We start from the raw sequence: 20604 nt of genomic DNA, 5'->3' as shown, positions 1-20604 counted from the left end.
ACATTCGGAAGCCCGTGTTACACGAGGTCGGCTTCGTGCACGCAGATCGCGATCTGGACGCGGTTGGTCACCGCCAGCTTGTCGAAGATGCGCGAGACGTGGGCCTTCACGGTGGCGAGGCTCATGAAGAGCTCGCTGGCGATCTCGGCGTTCGACTTGCCCTTGCCGATCGCCACGGCCACGTCTCGCTCACGTGCGCTGAGGCTCGCCAGTCGCGCCGACGCGGCACCCGCCCGGGTGGCGTCCGCACCGGTGTGAGGCCCGGACACGACCCTGCGGATCAGTTGCGCCGTGACGCTGGGCGACAGCATCGGCTCTCCGGCGGCGACCCGTTGGATCGCGTCGACGATCGCTGGCGGCGAGGTGTCCTTGAGCAGGAAGCCGGTCGCGCCGCCGGCCAGGGCGCGGACGACGTACTCGTCGGCGTCGAAGGTGGTCAGCACGATCACCTTCGGCGGGTCCGGCCGTTCGGCGAGCCGCTGGGTGGCGGCGAGCCCATCGACCCGCGGCATCCGGATGTCCATGAGCACGACGTCCGGGCGCACCCGGTCGATGACCTCCAGCGCCTCGGCGCCGTCCCCGGCCTCGCCGACGACCTCCAGCCGTGGTGCGCCGCCGAGCATGAGGTTGAGCCCGGCTCGGACCAGCGGGTCGTCGTCGACCAGCACGACCCGCACGGGGCCGTCGCTCACCGCTCCCACGGCAGCCAGGCCCGCAGGACGAAGTCGCCGTCCGGGGTGCGGCCGTGCTCGACCCGCCCGTGGCTGGCCGCGGCGCGCTCGGCCACCCCGACCAACCCGAAGCCCCCGCCGTTCCCGTCGGTCCCGTGCCCGTTGGCCCCGACCGCAATCGGGTTGCGCACGCACACGTCCAGACCCGTTCCCGGCCGGCCGGCGAGCTCCACCGCGACCGCGGTGTGCGGCGCGTGCTTGCGGGCGTTGGTGAGGCCCTCCTGCACGATCCGGTAGGCGCTGCGGCCGATCGTCTGCGGCAGCTCGCCGAGTTCGGCCAGGTCGGCGCGCAGGGTGATGGCGGTGCCTGCGGCGCGCTCGTCGTCGAGCAGGGTGTCCAGGTCGCCCAGTGTCGGCTGCGGGCGGTGGCCGGTCGCGTCGATCCCGTGCTCGGTGTCGCGCAGCAGGCCGAGGATCTCCCGGAGGTCCGCCAGTGCCCGCTGGGCGTTCGACTGGATGACCTCCGCGGCCGCGCGGGTCTCGTCGGGGCCCAGGTCCTCGCAGTAGGCCAGCGCGCCCGCGTGCAGCGCCACGAGGGACATCCGGTGCGCCAGGACGTCGTGCATCTCCCGGGCGATCCGGGTGCGCTCGCCGGTCCGAGCGGTGACCACCTGCAGCTCCTGCTCGCGCTCGGCGCGTTCGGCACGGTCGCGGAGCGTGGCCACCAGGTCGCGGCGGGCGCCGACGTACATGCCGGCGGCGATGACCGCCACGCTCGACAGGCTGCACCAGAGCAGGTTGCCGTACCAGGTCATCATCTGGCCGGGCTCCACGGCCAGGTAGAGCTGCCCGGTGACGACCGCCAGAACACCGGTCGGCAGCAGCTCCCGCCAGCGGCGACGGGTGGCCAACGATGCCTGGCAGACCAGCCAGGCGCCGATGCCGAGGCTCGACAGCGCGGTCGCCACGTTCGTCAGGACGGCGGTCGTCAACGGCCAGCGGTGGCGGAAGGGGACGGCGGCCAGCGACACGAGCCCGAGGGCCAGGTCGACCCAGAAGAATCCCCGCGCATCGGACCACTGGTCATCGACGGTGACCGACCAGCACAGCCCACCGACGACCACGGCGAACAGCAGGTACACCCAGGTCCTCTGCGTGGCGGTCAGCCGGCGTCGAGGGGCTTCAGCCACGATGACCACCGGCCGAGGCTAGGTCCCGGCGGCGGCTGCGCACCACCGACCAAAGTCGATGTCGGACGTCGACTCCGGTCGCGCACGCACCGACCGCGGTCCGATGTGCCGCCCGGTCCTGCGGCCGCAGGCTGACCGCATGATCGAACTCGACCACCTGACCAAGCGCTACGGCGGCTACACCGCCGTCGACTCGGTGTCCTTCGCCGTCCGGCCGGGGACAGTCACCGGCTTCCTCGGCCCGAACGGGGCCGGCAAGTCGACCACCATGCGGATGATGGTCGGCCTGACGCCGCCCACCAGCGGCTCCGCGACCGTCCTCGGCGTCCCCTACCCGAAGCTGCCCAACCCGGGGCGGCACGCCGGGGTGCTGCTGGACGCCTCGGCGCAGCACCCCGGCCGCACCGGCCGGGAGGTGCTCGTGCTGGGCGCGACGCTGATGGGACTGCCCGGGACGCGGGTCGACGAGATGCTGCAGCTGGTCGGACTCACCCCCGCGGAGGGCCGGCGACGGGTCCGGGACTACTCGCTCGGCATGCGCCAGCGGCTCGGCATCGCCCACGCACTGCTCGGCGAGCCCGAGGTGCTGATCCTCGACGAGCCGGCCAACGGGCTGGACCCCGCCGGCATCCACTGGATGCGCGGGCTGCTCCGCCGGTTCGCCGACCGCGGCGGCTGCGTGCTGCTGTCGTCGCACCTGCTGCACGAGGTGCAGGCGGTGGCCGACGAGCTGGTCATCATCGGCAACGGCCGGATCGTCGCCCAGGGCACCAAGGGGGAGCTGCTCGCCGCCGCCGGCACGATCGTCCGCGGCCCCGACCTCGACGCCCTCGTCCGGGCATTCGAGCTCGCGGGGCTGCGGTCCTCGGCGCGTCCCGACGGCGGGCTGCTGATCGATGCCTCGATCGAGGACGTCGGCCGCGCAGCTGCCGCCGCGGGCGCCGTCCTCACCGAGTTGCGCGCCGCGGACGGCGCGGGCCTGGAGGAGATGTTCCTGCAGCTGACCGCCGGGGACCGGACGGAGGTGCCGGCATGACCGCCGTCGACGTCCTCGGTGCCCGCCCGGCCGACACCGGGATCCCGCTGGGCCGGCTGCTGCGCGTCGAGCTGCGCAAGCTGCTCGACACCCGGGCCGGGCTGTGGCTGCTGGTCGCCGTCGGGCTGTCGACCGCGGCCGCCGTCGGCATCTACCTGTTCGCCGCCGAGCCCGCGGAGTTGACGTTCCGGGACTTCGTGGACGTCACCGTGATGCCCCAGGAACTGCTCCTGCCGGTGCTGGGCATCCTGGCGGTGACCACCGAGTGGACGCAGCGGACCGGGTTGGTGACGCACGCGCTGGAGCCGAGCCGCGGCCGGGTGCTTGCCATGAAGTTCGCCGCCACCGGCATCTTCGGTGCCCTCGCGATCGGGCTGGGGCTCGCCGCCGCGGCGGTGGGCAACGTCCTCGGGATGGCGTTGCTCGACGGGAACGGGTCCTGGGCGTACGGGGCGGCCGGGCTGCGGGACACCCTGCTGGTTCAGGGGCTGTCTCTCCTGCAGGGCCTCGCGCTCGGCGCGCTGCTGATGAACACGGCGGCCGCGCTGGTGGGCTACTTCGTCCTGCCTGCCGCCTTCTTCACCCTCTTCACGCTGGTCGACGGGCTCCAGGAGGCGGCTCCCTGGATCGACCTCGCCACCTCGCAGGACCCGCTGCACAGCCACACGATCGACGGCGTGGAATGGGTTCAACTGATCGCGACGACGACCTGGTGGATCCTGCTGCCGCTCGCCGCCGGGGTGTGGCGGCTGCTACGCCGCGAGATCAAGTAGCGGACACCAAGACGTAGTGGGCGTCCGTTCCGGTCACGGGGGCGATGCTCGTTACGGGGGCGATGCTGGCCACGGCCGCCTGCAGCTCGACGGACTCCCCTGCCCTCGACCGTTCTCCCGGCCTGGCTCGTCGTCGGCACAGTCCTCGCCCGTCGGGTCTTCCGGTGGGCGCCCCTTCGATGACCTGACCACCTCCGACCCCGCCATCCCCGAAGGAGCAATCGTGTTCCCGTACGACGACACCGCCGGCACCGTGATCCGCCTCGCCGGCGACGAGGCCAACCGGCTCGGAGCCACGGGCTACGACACCTGCCAGGTGCTCCTGGCGCTACTCCGGACGCGAGATCCGGTCACCCGACGCGTCACCGAGGCCGACCCGGGGATCACCGCCGAGGCCGTGCTCGATCGGCTCGGCGGTGCCGGCCCGACGCGCGAGGACGCGTCCACGAGCCCGGTCAGGGCCGTGCCGGCGGCAGAGTTCCGCGAGGCGACAACCCGGTTCACCGCGAAGTGGCGACCCTTGGTGCGGGCGCGACGGCTGCGGCCCGGGCCGCGACTCGGGACCGGCGAGCTCTGGCTCGCTGTGCTTGAGCCCGGGACAGGCTCCGCCCGCTTGCTCGAGTCCCTCGGCAGCGACTCCAACGCGATCCGGGAAGTCGTGCTCGCGACCATGGTTCCGGACTCCCAGCCGGTGCCCGAGTGGCCCGCCGAGGTCCCGCCGGGCGCCGTCCAGCGACTGGTTTGCCGCCTGCTGGGACGAGACGCACGAGCCTGACGGTGTTCTCGCTGCCCCGCTCGCGCCTCCTCGTCTACTGGCACAGCGCCGCATCTGCAGTGGGGTCACCAGCCGCCGCAAAAGCCAGGGCCCATGCGTGACACGCCAGACGGCTACGGAGCCGCGACGCCACAAGTTCGGGAAGGACGCACCTCACGACCGGAGAACAGGGCCAATTGTCCCCTCGCATGGCAGGCGCCATCGGGAGACCACCGGCCGTTGACCGACACCCGCATGGCCGTGCACCCCAGTCCGCCCTGTGCGCCTGCGCCGAGTCCGCACCGTATGCAGGTTCTAACCGGAGCTCTGAAGATCACGAGGCGACACACCTCTTGCATCTTGGCGACGGAGACGACGCGACTAGGGCAGGGGGTCTTCTCCGCGGGCACCAAGCCGTAATTGATCGTCGTCGCTACTTCGATCTACTCGTCACAACGAGTCGCTGGCCCGACAGTGCATGAGGTGTGTCGCCTCGTGGGCTCGCAAATCTCCAGTGCTGAGCTCCGCGCGTCTTGTGCGTCGACCCTAACAGGACGTCAGTCGGGATCCGCGTCTGGCGTGCGTCTAGCCCGTGTCCCTGAAAGCGGCCTATGGGACACCTACCGACGGGAGGGAAGGCTCGCCTTCCCTGTCAAGGGCCCATCAATAGTTGGATATCGCCGGACCACCTGGGTCTTTCCTCGTCGTGGTGTCCGAGCCGATCGGGTGCTGGTTCGACGCGACTGACTGGTCAGCATTCGAGCGGGCCTTCCACGGCACGAGCAGCGACCTCGAAAGGCGCTTCACAGAGACGCAAGCGCAGACCAGCCCCTATGCGGTGGCGGCGGTCAGGGCCTTCTCGAAGCAGGAGGTGGTCGGGTCGTCCTTGAAGTAGCCGTAACAGGGGATCTGCTGCCATCCGGCGCTGCGGTACAGGCCGACTGCTTCCGGCTGCTCGGTTCCGGTCTCCAACCGCAGGAGTCGGTACCCGGACCGGGCGGCCAGGTTCTCCACGGCGGCGCGCCTACGCTTCTTCGATGGCACCAGCCAATCCTTCGACGACTGTCCCGACGACCTCGACAATGGTCCCCGCCACTTCAGCGACGGTCCCGACGACCTGACCGACAGTTCCGACGACCTCTCCAGCCGTCCGCCCGGCGCTCCAAATGAAGCCTCCGACTCCAACCGCAAGAGCGACTAATCCAGCGTTGCCCGACGATTCACCCAGCGAGTCGCGATCTGCACGGGCCGAGGCGCCGAGAGGGGCAGTTGTCATGGCAAGGATCTCCCAGTGAGATTTCGCTGTTCAAGGAAAGAAGTGCGAGGAAACCCCATGAGCGCCGAAGTGGCGAGCATCTCCCGCACAACACTGAGTCATCTGCGGTTCTGGCCCGAGCCCCACCGGCGGACCCGTGAGCGCTACACCGGGACCTCGGGGTGGGCGCCGGATCGACCGACGACGAGGGGCAGCAGCATGGCCAGCATCTCGAGGTTGCCGAACGGCAAGTACCGGCCGCGGTACCGGGACGAACACGGCAAGGAGCACGCCCGGCACTTCGACCGGAAGGTCGACGCCCAGCGTTGGCTCGACGAGGTCATTGCGGCGGTGGTCACCGGCACCTACGTCGACCCGACCGCGGGCCGGCAGACGTTCGCTGAGTACTACGCCGAGTGGTCCGCTCGACAGGTCTGGGCGCCAGGGACCGAGGCCGCCATGGGTCTCGCTGCCCGGTCAGCCACCTTCGGTGAGGTCCGGATGCGCTCGCTGCGGCGCTCCCACATCGAGCAGTGGATAAAGAGCATGGTCACCCGCGGTCTGGCCCCGGGCACCGTGCACACCCGCACGAACAACGTCCGCGCCGTCCTCCGCGGCGCCGTCGCCGACCGGGTCATCCCCCGCGACCCGAGCGAGGGCGTCACGCTCCCCCGCCGGCGCCGGGCTGCCGCCGCCATGACCCTGCCGACGCCGGCTCAGGTCGGCGCCCTCCTCCAGGCCGCCGACGGGCCCTTCCGCGCCTTCGTCGGGCTGTGCGCCTTCGCCGGCCTCCGGCTCGGGGAGGCGGCCGCCGTCCGCGTCGGCGACGTCGACTTCCTCCGCCGCACCCTCACCGTCGCCCGCCAGGTGCAGCGCATGACCGGCGGCGGGCTCGACATCCGCGCACCCAAATACGGCAGCGAGCGGCAGGTCTACCTCGCTCCCTCACTGGTCGACCTGCTCGCCCAGCACGTCGCCGCGTACTGCCCGGAAGGGAACTGGATCTTTACCGGAGAAGCCGGCGAACCGCCGCACCAGAACACCGTCGGCTACCGCTGGCGCACCACCCTCGCATCGGCAGGTCTGACGGGCGTGAAGCTGCACGACCTCCGGCACTTCTACGCCTCGGGGCTGATCGCCTCCGGCTGCGACGTCGTGACCGTCCAACGCGCCCTCGGGCACGCCACGGCCACCACGACGCTAAATACCTACAGCCACCTCTGGCCCACCGCGGAGGACCGCACGAGGCGTGCCGCCGAGCAGCTCTTTGCGGACAGTTGCGGACTGCGTGCGGACTCGAGCACCTCAATAAGCCTCTGAGCAGGGCAAATGCGCTCAGTCAGACGTTGAAGCGGAACTCCACGACGTCGCCGTCGGCCATGACGTAGTCCTTGCCCTCGATCCGCACCCAGCCGCGGGACTTGGCCTCGGTCATCGAGCCGGCGTCCATGAGCTGGTCGTAGGACACGACCTCGGCCTTGATGAAGCCGCGCTGGAAGTCGGTGTGGATGACGCCGGCGGCCTGGGGTGCGGTGGCGCCGACCGGGATGGTCCAGGCGCGCGCCTCCTTGGGGCCGGCCGTGAGGTAGGTCTGCAGCCCGAGAGTGCGGAAGCCGACCTTGGCCAGCTGGTCGAGGCCCGGCTCGTTCTGCCCGATCGACTCGAGCAGCTCGGCGGCCTCCTCGGCGGGCAGCTCGGCCAGCTCGGACTCGGTCTTGGCGTCGAGCAGGATCGCCTCGGCCGGCGCCACCAGCGCCCGCAGCTCGGAGATCAGCTCCTCGTTGGCCAGCTCGTCGGCGTCGACGTTGAAGACGTAGAGGAACGGCTTGGTCGTCAGCAGCGTCAGCTCGCGCAGCGGCGCGGGGTCGACCCCGGCCGCGAACAGCGTCCTCCCCGTGTCGAGGACGTCCCGGGCCGCGGTAGCCGCGGCGAGCAGCGCCGCCCGCTCCTTGTCCTTCCGCGACTCCTTCTCCAGCCGCGGGATGGCCTTCTCCAGCGTCTGCAGGTCGGCGAGGACGAGCTCGGTGTTGATCGTCTCGATGTCGTCGCCCGGGTCGACCTCGCCCTCGACGTGCACCACGTCGGGGTCGCTGAACACGCGGATCACCTGGCAGATCGCGTCGCTCTCGCGGATGTTGGCGAGGAACTTGTTGCCCAGCCCCTGGCCCTCGCTGGCGCCGCGGACGATGCCGGCGATGTCGACGAACGACACCGTCGCGGGCACCACCTTCTGCGACGAGAACAGCTCGGCCAGCTTCCCCAGCCGCTCGTCCGGCACGCCGACGACGCCGACGTTCGGCTCGATCGTGGCGAAGGGGTAGTTGGCCGCCAGGACGTCGTTCTTGGTCAGCGCGTTGAACAGCGTCGACTTGCCGACGTTGGGCAGCCCGACGATCCCGATGGTGAGACTCACGGGAGTCCAGCCTACGGGGCGTCTCCCGGCGCGGACGACGAGCGGCGGGTGCCTGCGGGTCCGGTTGGAACACGTGCGACGCTCGTCACACCAACGAGACCTGGAGGTCCCCGTGACCCTGACGACGACGTCGCGGCACGCCACCGCCACCGGCGCGCTCCCCGCGCACACCCGTGTGGCGATCGTCGGCAGCGGCTTCTCCGGCATCGGCACCGCGGTCGCCCTGCAGAGGTCCGGCGTCGACGACTTCGTCGTCCTCGAGCGGGCCGACAGCCTCGGCGGGACCTGGCGGGACAACGGCTACCCGGGCGCGGCGGTCGACGTGCCGAGCCACCTCTACTCGTTCTCCTTCGCACCCAAGAAGGACTGGTCGCACGTCTACTCCCGGCAGCCCGAGCTCCGCGAGTACCTGGAGCAGGTCGCCACCGACCACGGCGTCCTCCCCCACCTGTACTGCGACACCGACGTCGTCGCCGGCCGGTGGGACGACGACGCGCTGGTCTGGCACCTGGAGACCTCGCGCGGCAGCCTCACCGCCGACGTCGTGGTCAGCGGCGCCGGCGGCCTGGTCGAGCCGCACCTGCCCGAGGTGCCCGGCATCGGGACGTTCCAGGGCCCGTCGTTCCACTCCGCCCGCTGGGACCACTCGGTCGACCTCACCGGCAAGCGCATCGCCGTCGTGGGCACCGGCGCCTCGGCCGCGCAGTTCGTGCCGGAGCTGCAGAAGGTGGCGGCGGCGGTCGTCGTCTTCCAGCGCACCCCGCCGTGGGTGATCCCGCGCCAGGACCGCGCCTACACCGAGCGCGAGCACCAGCGGATGGCGAGCGTGCCGGGGTACCTGCGGCTGGCCCGCGGTGGCCAGTACGTCGCCCGGGAGGCCCGGCTCGGCCTGTGGACGGGCGCCGGGCGGCTGCGGAGGTTCTTCGAGGGGCAGACCCTGAAGTTCCTGGAGCAGCAGGTGCCCGACCCGGAGCTCCGCGCGAAGCTCACCCCCGACTACGCGATGGGCTGCAAGCGGGTGATCGTCAGCGACGACTACCTCCCGGCGCTGACGCAGCCGAACGTCGAGGTGGTCGCCTCGCCGGTCACCGCCGTCGGCCCGCACGCCGTGGTCGACGCCGACGGGACCGAGCACGAGGTCGACGTCATCGTCTACGGCACCGGCTTCCGGGTCATGGACATCCCGCTCGGTCACCGGCTGGTGGGCCGCGAGGGCGCCACACTCCGGGAGGAGTGGGACCGCTCCGGCGTCCAGGCGCACCGCGGCACCACCGTGGCGGGGTTCCCCAACCTCTTCCTGCTGCTCGGGCCCAACACCGCGCTCGGGCACACCTCCGTCGTCCTCATGATCGAGGCGCAGATCGGCTACGTCGTCGAGGCTCTGCGGCGGATGCAGGAGACGGGCGCCGGCGCGCTGGAGGTCCGCCGGTCGGCGCAGGAGGCCTACAACGCCCGGCTGCAGTCCGAGCTCACCGACACCGTGTGGAACGCCGGCGGCTGCCGGTCCTGGTACCGCGACGAGCAGGGCCGCAACTTCACCCTCTGGCCGGCCCGCACGTCGGCGTTCATGCGGCTGATGCGGCGTTTCGACGCCGACTCCTACGAGCTGCGCAGCCCGCGCCGCGTCCCCGTCCCCGCCTGACGCCGTCCCCGCCTGAACCCGTCCGTCCGAGCCCTGGAGTCCCCTCCCCCATGCGCACCCGTTCCCTCGCCGCCGCAGGTGCCGTCGCCGTCGCGGCCGGCGCCGTCGTCGCCCGTCGCCGAGCCGCCGACCGCAGCGCCACGCCTGCCGCCCCGCCGGCTCCTCCGCTGCCGCAGGGCCGCGTCCGCACGGTGACCACCGAGGACGGCATCGACCTGCACGTCGAGGAGTTCGGCGCGGAACGGCCCACCGCGACCGTCGTCCTGGCCCACGGGTACGTGCAGTCCTCGCGGCTGTGGGCCGGGCAGGTCCGTGACCTGCTCGAGGCGCGGCCCGACCTCCGGGTGGTCACCTACGACCACCGCGGGCACGGCGCCTCCGGTGCGACACCGCGGGACAGGGCCACCATCGAGCAGCTCGGCCGCGACCTGGCCGGCGTGCTCGACGCGGTGGTCCCCGACGGGCCGGTCGTCCTCGGCGGCCACTCCATGGGCGGCATGACGCTGATGGCGCTGGCCGAGCAGCGTCCCGAGCTGTTCGGCGACCGGGTGGTCGGCGTCGCCTTCGTCGGCACCAGCTCCGGCGGGCTGGACACCATCACCTACGGCTTGCCGGCGCCGCTGGCCCGCGTGGTCGCGAAGCTGCTGCCGGTGCTCAACGAGCGGGCGGTGAAGGCCGAGCTGGCGGGGAAGAAGCGCACGGTCGGCGCGATGGACGCGTGGCTCATCTTCAGCGGCGACGCCGACCCGGCGGACGTGCAGGCGGCACTGGAGGTGCACCGCGCCACCACGGCCGAGACGGTGGCCGCCTTCCTGCCCACGTTCTCCGACCACGACCGGCGCACGGCCCTCGAGGCGCTCTCCGAGGTGCCGGTGCTGATCACCGTCGGGGACGCCGACCGGCTCTGCCCCGTCGAGCACAGCCGCGTGCTCGCCGACGCGCTGCCCACAGCCGAGCTCGCCGTCTACCCCGGCGCCGGGCACATGGTGCAGATGGAGCGCCGTCCCGAGGTCAGCCGGCGGCTGCTCGCACTGGTCGACCGGGCCCTCGCCGATGCTCCTGCGGAGCAGGCGCGGACGGCGTGACTCAGCGAGCCCGGTCGTAGCCGAAGAAGCCCCGCTTCTTGATCACCGCGGAGACCTCGGGCGGCACCATCGACTCCCAGCTCGTGTCCTCGGTCGGGATCCGCTTGAGCACGTCCCGGCTGAGGATCGGCAGGTAGTCGGGCTGGTGGTCGAGCCCGACGAAGCTGCCGCGCCGGTTCAGGTAGTCGAACAGCGGCCTCAGCTGCTCGTCCACCTCGACGGTGTCGAGGGTGACCACCCGACCGTCGCGCAGCATCGGGTAGACGAACAACCGCAGGTCGTTCTTGAACAGGCGGCCGAAGCTCTCCAGGATGCCGCCGGGCAGCTCGGCGTGCTTGGCCTCGTCGAACAGCTCGACCAGGCTGGGGAGCCCCATGACCATCCCGAGCCGTCCGTCGGTGCGCCAGGCCAGGTAGGCGGCCAGCCGGTGGTAGGCCACGAAGTCCGAGATCAGCACCGGCAGGCCACAGGCGGCCAGCAGGTCGGCCCGGGCGAGGAAGTCCCGCCGGTCGACGACGTCCCCTCCGGCGCGCAGGTTGGCCATGGTCAGCTCGGTGACGGCGACGACCTCGCGTCCGGCGACCGCCGGGTCCCGCTCGAACGCGGCCCGGGCCGCCTCGAGCATGTCGATGTTGACGACCGTCGGCGGACGGAAGCTGCCCCGCTCCACCAGGATCGCCTTCTTGCGCAGCGCCTCGCTGGGCTGCAGCACCTGCCGGTCCGGACCGAACATCGCCGCGCCGGAGAGCCCGACCTGCACGAGCTTGAGCGCCATCACCCGGTTGTCGACCATCCGGAACTCGATGCCGCTCATCTCGATCAGGTCGATCTCGACCCGGCCGGTGGTGAGCCGGTCGAGCAGGCTCTCCACGAGGCGGTCGGGCTGGTGGTGCTGGAAGAAGGCGCCGTGCAGGAGGTTGACGCCGACCACCCCGAGGGCCTCCTGCTGCTGGGGCGCCTCGTCGTCGAGCATCCGCACGTGGACGACGACCTGGCTGGGCTCGTCGCGCGGGTGCGCCTGGAACTTCACGCCCATCCAGCCGTGGCACTCGTTGCCCCCGCGGTAGCTGCGCGCCACGACGGTGTCGGCGAAGGCGAAGAAGGACGTCTCGTCGCCGCGCTGGTCACCGAGCCGGTCGACGTCGAGCTGGAACTCGTGGTCGAGCATCGCCTGCAGCCGGCCCTTGGAGACGTAGCGGTCGGACTTGCCGTAGACGGCGTCGCTGACCGCCATGTCGTAGGCCGACATCGACTTGGCCACCGTGCCCGCCGCGCCGCCCGCGCGGAAGAACCAGCGGGCCACCTCCTGCCCGGCCCCGATCTCCGCGATGGTCCCGTACCAGCGCGGGTCCAGGTTGATCTGCAGCGCCTTCTGCAGTGTGTCCACGCCGGCGTCCATGCGGCTCCCCTCCCGGTGCGGCCCGGGTGCAGGGGAGCCTAGCCACGTGGGACCCGCACCAGCTTCGGGACGGGCCTCAGGCCGACCGGGCCGGGGCTGCGGCCCGGTCGGCCGCCCGCCGCAACCCCGGCGCCAGCGCCAGCGAGACCGCCAGCGACACCACCGCCAGCGCCGCCACCGCCGACCCGGGCGTCAGCGCGTCCCCCAGCGCCCCGGCCAGCACCGCGAAGACCCCCTGCCCGGTCATCCGCGCCGCCGACTCGAACCCGAGCACCTGCCCGCGCAGCTCCGCCGGCGTCAGTGCGACCAGCCACTCCTGCTGCGCCAGCCCCGCCGCGTACCCGGTGGACGCGACGACCACCAGGACGACGGCCACCGGCACCGACGGCCCGAGCGCGAACAGCACGAACGGCGCCGCCAGCAGCAGCCGCAGCGCGGTGTTCGACCGCCGCCGCTGCGACGGCGTCAGGAACCGCCCCACCACCAGGTCGCCGGTCATCATCCCGACCGCGCCGGCCGCGAGCAGCCACCCGCCCCGCTCCCCCGCGTACGGCACGAACAACGCCTCGCACCCGACCACCAGCCCGTTCGGGACGCACAGTGCCACCAGCAGCGTGCGGGTCTCGCGCCGCGACAGCAGCAGCCGGTTGCCGCGCAGCGTCTCGGCCACACCGGCCGATCCGCTGCGCCGCGGCGGCCGCTCGGCCAGCCCGAACCGCAGGACGCCCACCGCGACGGCGGACACCGCGGCGGCCAGCGCGAACACCTGTGTCGTCGTCAGCACGGTGAGCAGGAGGCCGCCGACGGCGAACCCGACCACCTGGCAGGCGCCCACCGCGACGTTCGTCGCCGACCGGGCCAGCGGGTACGCCTCGGCGGGAACCAGCTCCGACAGCAGCCCCCACCGCACGCCGGACCCGACCGACACGACGTACGCGGTGCCGACGACGAGCAGCAGCCGCACCGCGGGCGTCAGGCCGGGGAACACCTGCAGGCACAGCGCCGCCGTGGACACCACCCCGACCAGGACGAGCGTGCGCCGCGGCGGGCCCGCGTCGGCGGCCGACATCAGCGTGACCGCGCCGAGGGCCTGCGCGATCGAGGGGCCGGACATCGCCACCGCCGTCAGCAGCGCCGAGCCGGTCTGCCGGTGCACGAGCGTGGCCAGGGCCAGCGACGACGTCGTCGAGGCCACCGTGGTCAGCGCACTGCCGGTCCACAGCGCACGGAACGCGGGGAGCGCGAACAGCGCCCGGTAGGTGAGCACGCCCCCGACCGTCCGTCGGAGCGAGTGCCGGTCCCACTGTTTCGGCTACCGTCGAAAGGTGGGTGAGCTCATCGTCGACGCCGACGTGATGGCGCGCGCCCGCTTCGGCACGTCGCAGCTCACCGAGACGCTGGCCGGGCTGCGGCTGCTGCTGTCGGCGCAGGTCCCGCCGTGGCACCGCCCGTGGCACGACGCCCACGCCGCCGCGCTACGGGAGCGCCTCGACGACGACCCGGTCGGTGCCGCCCTGCTGCGCGCCGCCTTCGGCCGCACCTGGACCGCCGACTTCCTCACCGTGCCGCCCACCGCGCCGGACCTCCCCCTCGACGAGGAGCTCGCCCACCTCGAGTCCCTCGACGACGACGCCGTCCGCGCCGACCTCGAGGTGGCCACCGGCCCCGTTCCGCCCGAGCTGTCGGGCACCGGCCTCGCGCGGACCGCCGCCGACCTGCTGCGCTGGACCTGGGAGTCCACGATCCGCGACGAGTGGCCGCGCCGGCGGCGGGTGCTGCGCGCCGACGTCGTCGCCCGGACCGCGCGGCTGAGCAGCGAGGGCTGGTCCGGCGCGCTCGACGGCATCGCGCCCGGGGTCCGCTGGCTGGCGAACGGCCGGCTGCAGGTCAACGCGCACCCGTACCCGCCGCGCGACATCCGGGGCCGCGACCTGCTGTTCATCGCCGCGCACAGCCGCGGCGGCTGGGTGAGCTGGCGGCTGCCGGACACCTACGCCGTCGTCTACCCGGTCACCGGCGCGCTCGCGTCGGGCCCCGCACCGCTGCCCGAGCCGCTGGTCCGCCTGCTCGGCCGTGCCCGGGCCCGCGTGCTGACCGCCCTCGGTGCGCCCCGCAGCACCAGCGCGCTGGTGGCCGGCACCGGCCTGCCGTTGGGCAGCGTCGGCGGGCACCTGCGGGTGCTGCTCGACGCCGGCCTGCTCGAGCGCCGGCGGTCGGGGCGCGAGGTCCTCTACTGGCGCAGCGACGCCGGCCAGGCCCTCCTCGACGCCGCCACGTGACAGCCATCACCGCTACGAACGCCCTCCCCAGGCGCCACGTAGCAGCCTTCAGCGCCACGAGGGCCACTCACCGGGCGCCGGGGCCCGGGAGCAGGCCGCGCTCCACGGCGACCATCACCGCGCGGGTGCGGTCGTCGACGCCGAGCTTGGCGAACACCCGCAGCAGGTGGGTCTTCACCGTGGCCTCGCCGATGAACAGCTCCCGGCCGATCTCGGCGTTGGTCAGCCCGCGCGCCACCCCGCCCAGTACCTCGAGCTCCCGCGCGGTCGGCTCCTCGGCGGCCGGCGCCCGCATGCGCGAGACCAGCCGGGCGGCCACCGGCGGCGCCAGCACGGTCTCCCCGCGGGCGGCCGCGCGGACGGCGTCGGCCAGTTGCGGGAGCGGCGCGTCCTTGAGCAGGTAGCCGGTCGCGCCGGCCGCGACGGCGCGCACGATGTCGGCGTCGGTGTCGTAGGTGGTGAGCACCAGCACCCGGACGGCGGGGTGCGAGACGGCCAGCCGCTCGGTCGCCGTCACGCCGTCCATCCGCGGCATCCGCAGGTCCATGAGGACGACGTCGGGCGCCAGCGCCGCCACCATCGCCAGCGCCTCCTGCCCGTCACCGGCCTCCCCGACGACGTCGAGGTCCTCCTGCGCGGCCAGCCAGGCGACCAGCCCGCCGCGCACCACCGGGTGGTCGTCGACCACCAGCACCCGCGTCACGGGCCCGGCACCCGCACCGTCACCCGGGTGCCCGAGCCCGGCGAGGAGGCGACGTCGACCTCACCCCCGACCTGCGCCACCCGCCCGCGCAGGCCCTCCAGGCCCGAGACGGTGACCCGCGCCGGGTCGAAGCCCACGCCGTCGTCCTCCACGTGCACCGACACCTGCCCGCCCACCCGCGCCAGCCGCAGCACCACCGCCGAGGCGCCGGCGTGCCGGCGGACGTTGGTCAGCGCCTCCTGCGCCCCCCGCAGCAGCACGACCTCCTCGTCGGTGCGCAGCCCCGGTGCGCCGTCGAGCGCCGAGGTGTCCACCCGCACCTCCAGCCCGGTCTCGCGGGCGAACCGCCCGGCCAGCTGCCGCAGCGCCTCCACCAGCGTCGAGCCGTCCAGGGCCACCGGCCGGAACGCCGCCACCACCGCCCGCGCCTCGGCCAGGTTGTCGCGGGCGACCTCCTCGATCACCGCCAGCTTCTCGCGCGCGGCACCGGGGTCGGCCGAGACGAGCGCGGCGGCGGTCTGGGACAGCACCACGATGGAGGTGTAGCCCTGCGCCAGGGTGTCGTGCACCTCCTGCGCCAGCCGCTCCCGCTCGGCCAGCACGCCGCGCTCGTGCTCGGCGGCGGCCAACTCGGCGCGGGTGGCCTGCAGCTCCTCGATCAGCGAGGCCCGCTGCGCGCTCTGGTGCAGCACCCGGCTGACCCACATGCCCATCGCCAGGCTGAACACGATGCCGATGCCCGTCTCGAGCAGGACGTCGCCGGCCGGCCGCCCGGACGCCGCGGACAGCACCGGCCCGGCCGCGCTGCCGATCCCGAGCAGCAGCGTCCACGCGATGCCGGTGAGGGTCCCCTGGACGGCGAACCAGACGTGCGGGTAGGCGAGGAAGAGCAGGAACAGCAGCTCGGGGGCCAGCCAGCCGAGCAGCGTGAAGCCGGCGACCAGCACCGACAGGTACAGCACCGCCCGCCGCCGCGCCCCGTGGCTGATGGCCGGCACGCCCGCGACGAGGTAGGCGACGGCCAGCCCGCCCAGCACCGCGAGCGCCGGCTCGCGGCGGCCGGGGTCGATCACGTCGCCGACCGTCGCCGACACCACCGCCAGGCTCCACACGACGGCGGTGATGACGTGGATGCCGGCGATGGTCGCCCGCCACCCGCGCTCGGACAGCGGCTCGCCGCCGTCGTCCCCGGGCGGGACGACGACGGCGGCCAGGCGGCGGGGCAGGCTCACGCCGCCCGGCGCCAGCGGAAGGTCCGTGCGCACACCACGGTCCCGATGATCACCCATGCGGCCAGCACCAGGGCAGTGGTCCCGTGCTCCCAGCTGCCGGCCTGCTCGGCCACGGCGGCCGAGTCGGGCAGGAACACCGACCGCATGCCCTGCACCATCCACTTGAGCGGGAACAGCGCCGCGACCTGGTCCATCCACGCCGGCAGGTCCGAGTCGATGAAGAAGACGCCGGAGAGGAACTGCAGGACGACGGCGAAGGCGGGGATCCCGGCCGAGGCCGAGCGGGCGCTGCCGATCACCGACGCCACCGCGAGGCCGAGGACGGTGCCGGCCAGGATGCCCAGGACGACGACCCAGGTGAAGGTCAGCCAGCGCGAGGCCTCGGTGGGCAGCGGCACGTCGTAGGCGAACGCGGCCACGGCCAGCAGCACGGCGAGCTGGGCGATCGTCGTGACCACCACCTGCCCGGCCTTGCCGATCCCGTAGGACAGCGCGGGGGTGCCGAGCGTCTGCAGCCGGGCGAGGTCGCCGCGGTCGCGCTCCTCGGTGACCGCGGTGCCCACCGCCTGGAAGCTGGTGAGCATGACGCCGGTGGCGGCGATCCCGGCGAGGAAGTACTGCCGGAAGCCGACGCCCGGCAGGACCGTCTCGTCGCCGAACACCGAGCCGAAGATCACCAGCATGATCACCGGGTAGGCGAAGGAGAACGCCACCTGGCCGGGGTCGCGGACGAACAGCCGCAGCTCCAGGCCGATGCGGGCGATCCCGATGGACAGCGCCGACGGCGGCGCGGGGAGCGCAGGGGCGGGAGCGGTGGCGGGGACGGTGGCGGTCATCGGGTCTCCTCCGGGAGGGCGACCAGGCGGAGGTAGACGTCCTCCAGGCCGGGGCGGGTGACGGTCAGGCCGGGGACCTCCCCGGCGGGGTGCGCGGCGAGCAGGTCGCGCAGGACGGCGGCCGGCTCGGCGGTGACCACCGACCGCGGCGCGCCGTCCTCGGTCCAGCGGACGGTCGCCTCGTGCCGGAGGGCGCCGCCGAGCTCGGCCGGCGGGGCGACGTCGACCAGCCGCCCGGCGCTGATGACGCCGACCCGGTCGGCCAGGTGGGCGGCCTCGTCGAGGTAGTGGGTGGTGAGCAGCACGGTCGTGCCGCGGTCGCGCAGGCCCTCGACCAGCGTCCAGAACTGACGGCGGGCCACCGGGTCCATGCCGGTGGTCGGCTCGTCGAGGAACAGCAGCTCGGGCCGGCCCTGCACGCCGAGTGCGACCTCCAGCCGCCGGCGCTGCCCGCCGGAGAGCGCGGTCACCCGCTGCCGCGCGGCCTCGGCCAGCCCGACGTCGGCCAGCAGCTCCCCGGTCGGCACCGGCGCCGCGTGGTAGCGCGCGAAGTGGTCGAGGGTCTCCCGCACGGTGAGCGCGTTGCCGGCGCCGGTGGACTGGCCGACGACGCCGATGCGGTCGCGCCAGGCCCGTCCCGCGTGCGCCGGGTCCGCGCCGAGGACGGCGGCCTCCCCGCCGTCGCGGCGGCGCACGCCCTCGAGGATCTCCACCGTCGTCGTCTTCCCGGCGCCGTTCGGCCCGAGGAGCGCGAACACCTCGCCGCGGCGGACGTCGAGGTCGATGCCGTCGACCACCGCCCGGCCGCCGTACCGCTTGACCAGCCCGCGCACGCGGACCGCGTCGTCGTGCTGGAGCGCCGGGGGCACCGGCGCCGTCTGGGTCGCTGTCATGCGACGAGCCTGTCGGCGCGCGGCGGCGACCGGGACGGTCGCGCGGTGGGTGCGCCGTCCACCGGTCGGTGGACGGGCGGCGTCAGTCGCCCGGGTCGAGGACCCGGCGCCCGGCCAGGGTGCTGACCACCTCGACGGCGGGGTCCCAGTAGCGCGCGTAGTGGTACGGGTCGGCGTTGCGCTGGGTGCGGTGCGCGGCGATCGTCGGCGGCAGCGCCTGCCAGTCGGGGACCTCCTGCAGCGCCAGGAAGAAGTTGGTGGCGCTGGTGGCCGGGTCCATCCGGTCGGCGTAGCTGCCCCACGCGCCGTTGTCCCGCTGCTGGAACAGCCCGCGGGAGTCCGGGCCGGCGGCGTCGCCGCGGTCGAGGACGCGCAGCGAGGACTCCCCCATCGCGGTCATGACGCCGACCACCTGTGCGCAGGTGTCCAGCCCGAGCGCCTCGGCCGCGTTGACGATCGCCGCGGCGTTGGCCAGCTGCTCGCCGCCGTAGCCGGCCACCGGTCCCTCCGGCACGGCGGCCGGGTCGATCCGCACACCGGGCTCCGCGGCTGCGCACTCCGCCGACCGCGGCGGCTCCGCGGTCACCTGGCGCACCACCAGGAACGCCGCGAGGAGCACGAGGAGGACGGCCGCGAGCGCGAGGACCCGCCGCTGACGGGTCGGGGCGCGCGCGGCTGCCTGCACACCCCGTCCAACGGACGGCGCACCCCAGGGGTCCCCGGCTACTGGACGGGCGAGTCCGGCGGCGGCAGCGAGACGCGCAGCTGCTCGTCGACCGAGGTGACGCCGGGGACGGCCAGCAGCGACGGGCGCGCGTCGGCCGGCGCCTGGCCGGTGATGACGCCCAGCGCGCCGAGGACCCGCTCGACCTCCATGCCCGAGTCGCGCAGCGCGGAGGCGACCGAGTCCAGCTCGGCCAGGTGGCCGTCGTCGACGGTCACGCTGAAGCGCGACAGCGGGGACCCCATGGCGGGAGGCTACGCGCCCCGGGACCGCCCGCGGGCCGTTCCGGCGCCCTCCTGCGGCGCGAGCACCAGCCCGCTGCCGACGTCGACCGACGGCTCGGTCAGCCGCCGGCTCGCCTGGGTGAGCGTGGCCCACAGCTCGTAGCCGCGGCGCCCGGTGGCCTCGGCCCAGAGCGCGGCCAGCCCGGCGACGTGCGGCGTGGCCATGCTCGTGCCGCTGATCGTGTTGTAGCGCTCGGGCATCGGCCAGGCCGACAGGACGTCCACGCCCGGGGCCGCGACGTCGACCTCCCCGCCGGGCACCGGCAGGCTGCGCGCGGAGAACCAGGCGGTGGTCAGCCGGGGGTCCAGCGCCCCCACCGCCAGGATCTCCACGCTGTTGGCCGGGGCGCCGACGAAACCGAACTCGCCGTTCTCCCGGTCGGCGTTGTTACCCGCCGCGGCCACGATCAGCGACCCCTGCTCCAGCGCCCGCCGGCCGGCCGCCGAGTAGGGCGGGTGCGCCTCGGCGACGTCGGCGCCCAGCGACATCGAGATCACCGCGCAGCCGTTGGCGACCGCCCAGTCGATGCCGGCCAGGATGCCGCCGTCGTCGCCGCTGCCCTCGTCGCTGAGCACCTTCCCGACGAAGACCTCGGCGTCCGACGCGACGCCGTAGCGCGGCCCGGCGGGAGGCACCCGCGGGCCGCAGGCGGTGCCGGTGCAGTGGGTGCCGTGGCCGTGGCCGTCCTGGGCGCTGTCCACCCCGGTCACGAACGACTCCGCGGTCACCGTCCGGCCGACGAAGTCGGGGTGCTGCAGGTCCAGCCCGGTGTCGAGGACGGCGACCCGGACGCCCTGCCCGGTGAACGGCGACGTCGTCGCCTGCACCGCCTGGATGCCCCAGGTGGCCGCCGCGGTGTCCGCGAACGGCGGCGGCAGCGGGGTCTCCTCCCCCGGCACCGGCGCGCCGGCCAGCCGGGCGGCGAGGTCGGTGACGCCGTCGCGGTAGCCCCGGACGTAGGCCGACGGGTCCTCGGGCAGCACGTGGTGGACCAACTCGGGCGACACCGACAGCACCGGACGCCGCGCGCCGCGCAGGGCGGCCACCTGGTCGGGGCCGGCGGCGACGACCGCGATGCCGAGCCGGGCGAACACCGTGGCCCCGGCGTCGCGCATCGCCTGCGCGGGCACCCGCCCGGAGGAGAAGTCGCGGGAGTCGGCGACGTCGGAGATCCCGGCCGCCGACCAGTCCACCGGCTCGTCGGCCGCGTCGGCGAACACGACGACCTGCCGGCCCGTGGTCTGGGCCCCCGGCGAGCGGGGCGGGCGGGCGGCGGCTGGCGGATCGATCACGGTTCCCCCTGGACGACGGCGCGGTGGGGAACCCGGCGGTCTGCCCGCCGTCCCCCCGCCGCCGGGGACGGGTCCCGGCGGTGGCGGCAGTCTGTAGCGCGGGGGTGACAGACGCGAACCAGACGGCTCCACGGTGGCGTCC

20 protein-coding genes are annotated in these 20604 nt (G+C 73.8%); 7 read left to right on the top strand and 13 right to left on the bottom strand.

The window, feature by feature from the left end:
- Positions 1–17: 17 nt before the first annotated feature.
- On the bottom strand, positions 18–692 hold the full coding sequence (locus tag HLV61_RS18835) for a response regulator (protein WP_369258156.1): 675 nt from the start codon (positions 690–692) through the stop codon (positions 18–20).
- The gene (locus HLV61_RS18830) at positions 689–1870 is read right to left on the bottom strand and encodes a sensor histidine kinase (RefSeq protein WP_369258154.1); all 1182 of its coding nucleotides are present in this window, start codon (positions 1868–1870) and stop codon (positions 689–691) included. The genes HLV61_RS18835 and HLV61_RS18830 overlap by 4 nt, the downstream gene beginning before the upstream one ends.
- Before the next feature lie 130 nt (positions 1871–2000).
- On the opposite strand from HLV61_RS18830, the gene HLV61_RS18825 reads away from it, so the two are divergent.
- The 3 genes from HLV61_RS18825 to HLV61_RS18815 all read left to right on the top strand — a co-directional run bounded on the left by HLV61_RS18825 (position 2001) and on the right by HLV61_RS18815 (position 4445).
- Positions 2001–2897, top strand: coding sequence for an ABC transporter ATP-binding protein (locus HLV61_RS18825; protein WP_369258152.1), 897 nt, complete (start codon positions 2001–2003; stop codon positions 2895–2897).
- Positions 2894–3670 carry a hypothetical protein gene (locus HLV61_RS18820; RefSeq protein WP_369258150.1) on the top strand — a complete coding sequence of 259 codons (777 nt, stop codon included), beginning with the start codon at positions 2894–2896 and terminating at the stop codon, positions 3668–3670. The genes HLV61_RS18825 and HLV61_RS18820 overlap by 4 nt, the downstream gene beginning before the upstream one ends.
- A gap of 223 nt (positions 3671–3893) precedes the next feature.
- A complete protein-coding gene (locus HLV61_RS18815; RefSeq protein WP_369258148.1) occupies positions 3894–4445 on the top strand; it encodes a hypothetical protein in 552 nt (183 codons plus the stop codon).
- A gap of 810 nt (positions 4446–5255) precedes the next feature.
- On the opposite strand, the gene HLV61_RS18810 is transcribed toward HLV61_RS18815, so the two are convergent.
- Complete coding sequence (locus HLV61_RS18810; RefSeq protein WP_369258147.1) at positions 5256–5468, bottom strand: hypothetical protein; 213 nt, start codon at positions 5466–5468, stop codon at positions 5256–5258.
- A 430-nt stretch (positions 5469–5898) separates the two neighbouring features.
- Between HLV61_RS18810 and HLV61_RS18805 the strand changes: the two genes are divergently transcribed.
- On the top strand, positions 5899–6999 hold the full coding sequence (locus HLV61_RS18805) for a tyrosine-type recombinase/integrase (RefSeq protein ID WP_369258145.1): 1101 nt from the start codon (positions 5899–5901) through the stop codon (positions 6997–6999).
- A 19-nt stretch (positions 7000–7018) separates the two neighbouring features.
- Here HLV61_RS18805 and ychF read toward each other — a convergent pair whose 3' ends face one another.
- Complete coding sequence (gene ychF, locus HLV61_RS18800) at positions 7019–8092, bottom strand: redox-regulated ATPase YchF (protein WP_369258144.1); 1074 nt, start codon at positions 8090–8092, stop codon at positions 7019–7021.
- A 112-nt stretch (positions 8093–8204) separates the two neighbouring features.
- Between ychF and HLV61_RS18795 the strand changes: the two genes are divergently transcribed.
- Together HLV61_RS18795 and HLV61_RS18790 are read left to right on the top strand one after the other, a co-directional pair.
- Entirely contained in the window at positions 8205–9734 is a 1530-nt protein-coding gene (locus tag HLV61_RS18795; protein WP_369258142.1) for a flavin-containing monooxygenase, read from the top strand.
- A gap of 50 nt (positions 9735–9784) precedes the next feature.
- A complete protein-coding gene (locus tag HLV61_RS18790; protein ID WP_369258140.1) occupies positions 9785–10819 on the top strand; it encodes an alpha/beta fold hydrolase in 1035 nt (344 codons plus the stop codon).
- 1 nt (position 10820) lies between these two features.
- Here HLV61_RS18790 and HLV61_RS18785 read toward each other — a convergent pair whose 3' ends face one another.
- Positions 10821–12206, bottom strand: a complete 1386-nt coding sequence (locus tag HLV61_RS18785) for a TonB-dependent receptor (RefSeq protein WP_369258138.1) — start codon at positions 12204–12206, stop codon at positions 10821–10823.
- A gap of 88 nt (positions 12207–12294) precedes the next feature.
- Complete coding sequence (locus HLV61_RS18780; RefSeq protein WP_369258136.1) at positions 12295–13485, bottom strand: MFS transporter; 1191 nt, start codon at positions 13483–13485, stop codon at positions 12295–12297.
- Between the two features lie 58 nt (positions 13486–13543).
- Between HLV61_RS18780 and HLV61_RS18775 the strand changes: the two genes are divergently transcribed.
- Positions 13544–14497, top strand: a complete 954-nt coding sequence (locus HLV61_RS18775; RefSeq protein ID WP_369258134.1) for an ArsR/SmtB family transcription factor — start codon at positions 13544–13546, stop codon at positions 14495–14497.
- Positions 14498–14564: 67 nt separating this feature from the next.
- Here the strand turns inward: HLV61_RS18775 and HLV61_RS18770 are convergent, their stop codons facing one another.
- The 7 genes from HLV61_RS18770 to HLV61_RS18740 all read right to left on the bottom strand — a co-directional run bounded on the left by HLV61_RS18770 (position 14565) and on the right by HLV61_RS18740 (position 20462).
- On the bottom strand, positions 14565–15200 hold the full coding sequence (locus tag HLV61_RS18770; RefSeq protein WP_369258132.1) for a response regulator: 636 nt from the start codon (positions 15198–15200) through the stop codon (positions 14565–14567).
- Entirely contained in the window at positions 15197–16432 is a 1236-nt protein-coding gene (locus HLV61_RS18765) for a sensor histidine kinase (RefSeq protein ID WP_369258131.1), read from the bottom strand. The genes HLV61_RS18770 and HLV61_RS18765 overlap by 4 nt, the downstream gene beginning before the upstream one ends.
- Positions 16429–17268: an ABC transporter permease gene (locus tag HLV61_RS18760; RefSeq protein ID WP_369258129.1), complete on the bottom strand. Its 840-nt coding sequence runs from the start codon at positions 17266–17268 to the stop codon at positions 16429–16431. Before HLV61_RS18760 ends, HLV61_RS18765 begins: the two co-directional genes overlap by 4 nt.
- On the bottom strand, positions 17265–18161 hold the full coding sequence (locus HLV61_RS18755) for an ABC transporter ATP-binding protein (RefSeq protein ID WP_369258127.1): 897 nt from the start codon (positions 18159–18161) through the stop codon (positions 17265–17267). Before HLV61_RS18755 ends, HLV61_RS18760 begins: the two co-directional genes overlap by 4 nt.
- Before the next feature lie 82 nt (positions 18162–18243).
- A complete protein-coding gene (locus HLV61_RS18750) occupies positions 18244–18846 on the bottom strand; it encodes a hypothetical protein (protein WP_369258125.1) in 603 nt (200 codons plus the stop codon).
- Between the two features lie 38 nt (positions 18847–18884).
- Positions 18885–19130 (bottom strand): hypothetical protein, encoded by a 246-nt coding sequence (locus tag HLV61_RS18745; RefSeq protein WP_369258123.1) that lies wholly within the window; start codon positions 19128–19130, stop codon positions 18885–18887.
- A gap of 9 nt (positions 19131–19139) precedes the next feature.
- On the bottom strand, positions 19140–20462 hold the full coding sequence (locus HLV61_RS18740; RefSeq protein ID WP_369258121.1) for a S8 family serine peptidase: 1323 nt from the start codon (positions 20460–20462) through the stop codon (positions 19140–19142).
- Positions 20463–20604 lie beyond the last annotated feature (142 nt).

The sequence above is a fragment of the Geodermatophilus amargosae genome (assembly GCF_041028265.1).
Classification (GTDB): domain Bacteria; phylum Actinomycetota; class Actinomycetes; order Mycobacteriales; family Geodermatophilaceae; genus Geodermatophilus; species Geodermatophilus amargosae_A.
The sequence above is the reverse complement of the archived record's forward strand: the minus strand, read 5'-3'. Positions and strand labels throughout refer to the sequence as shown.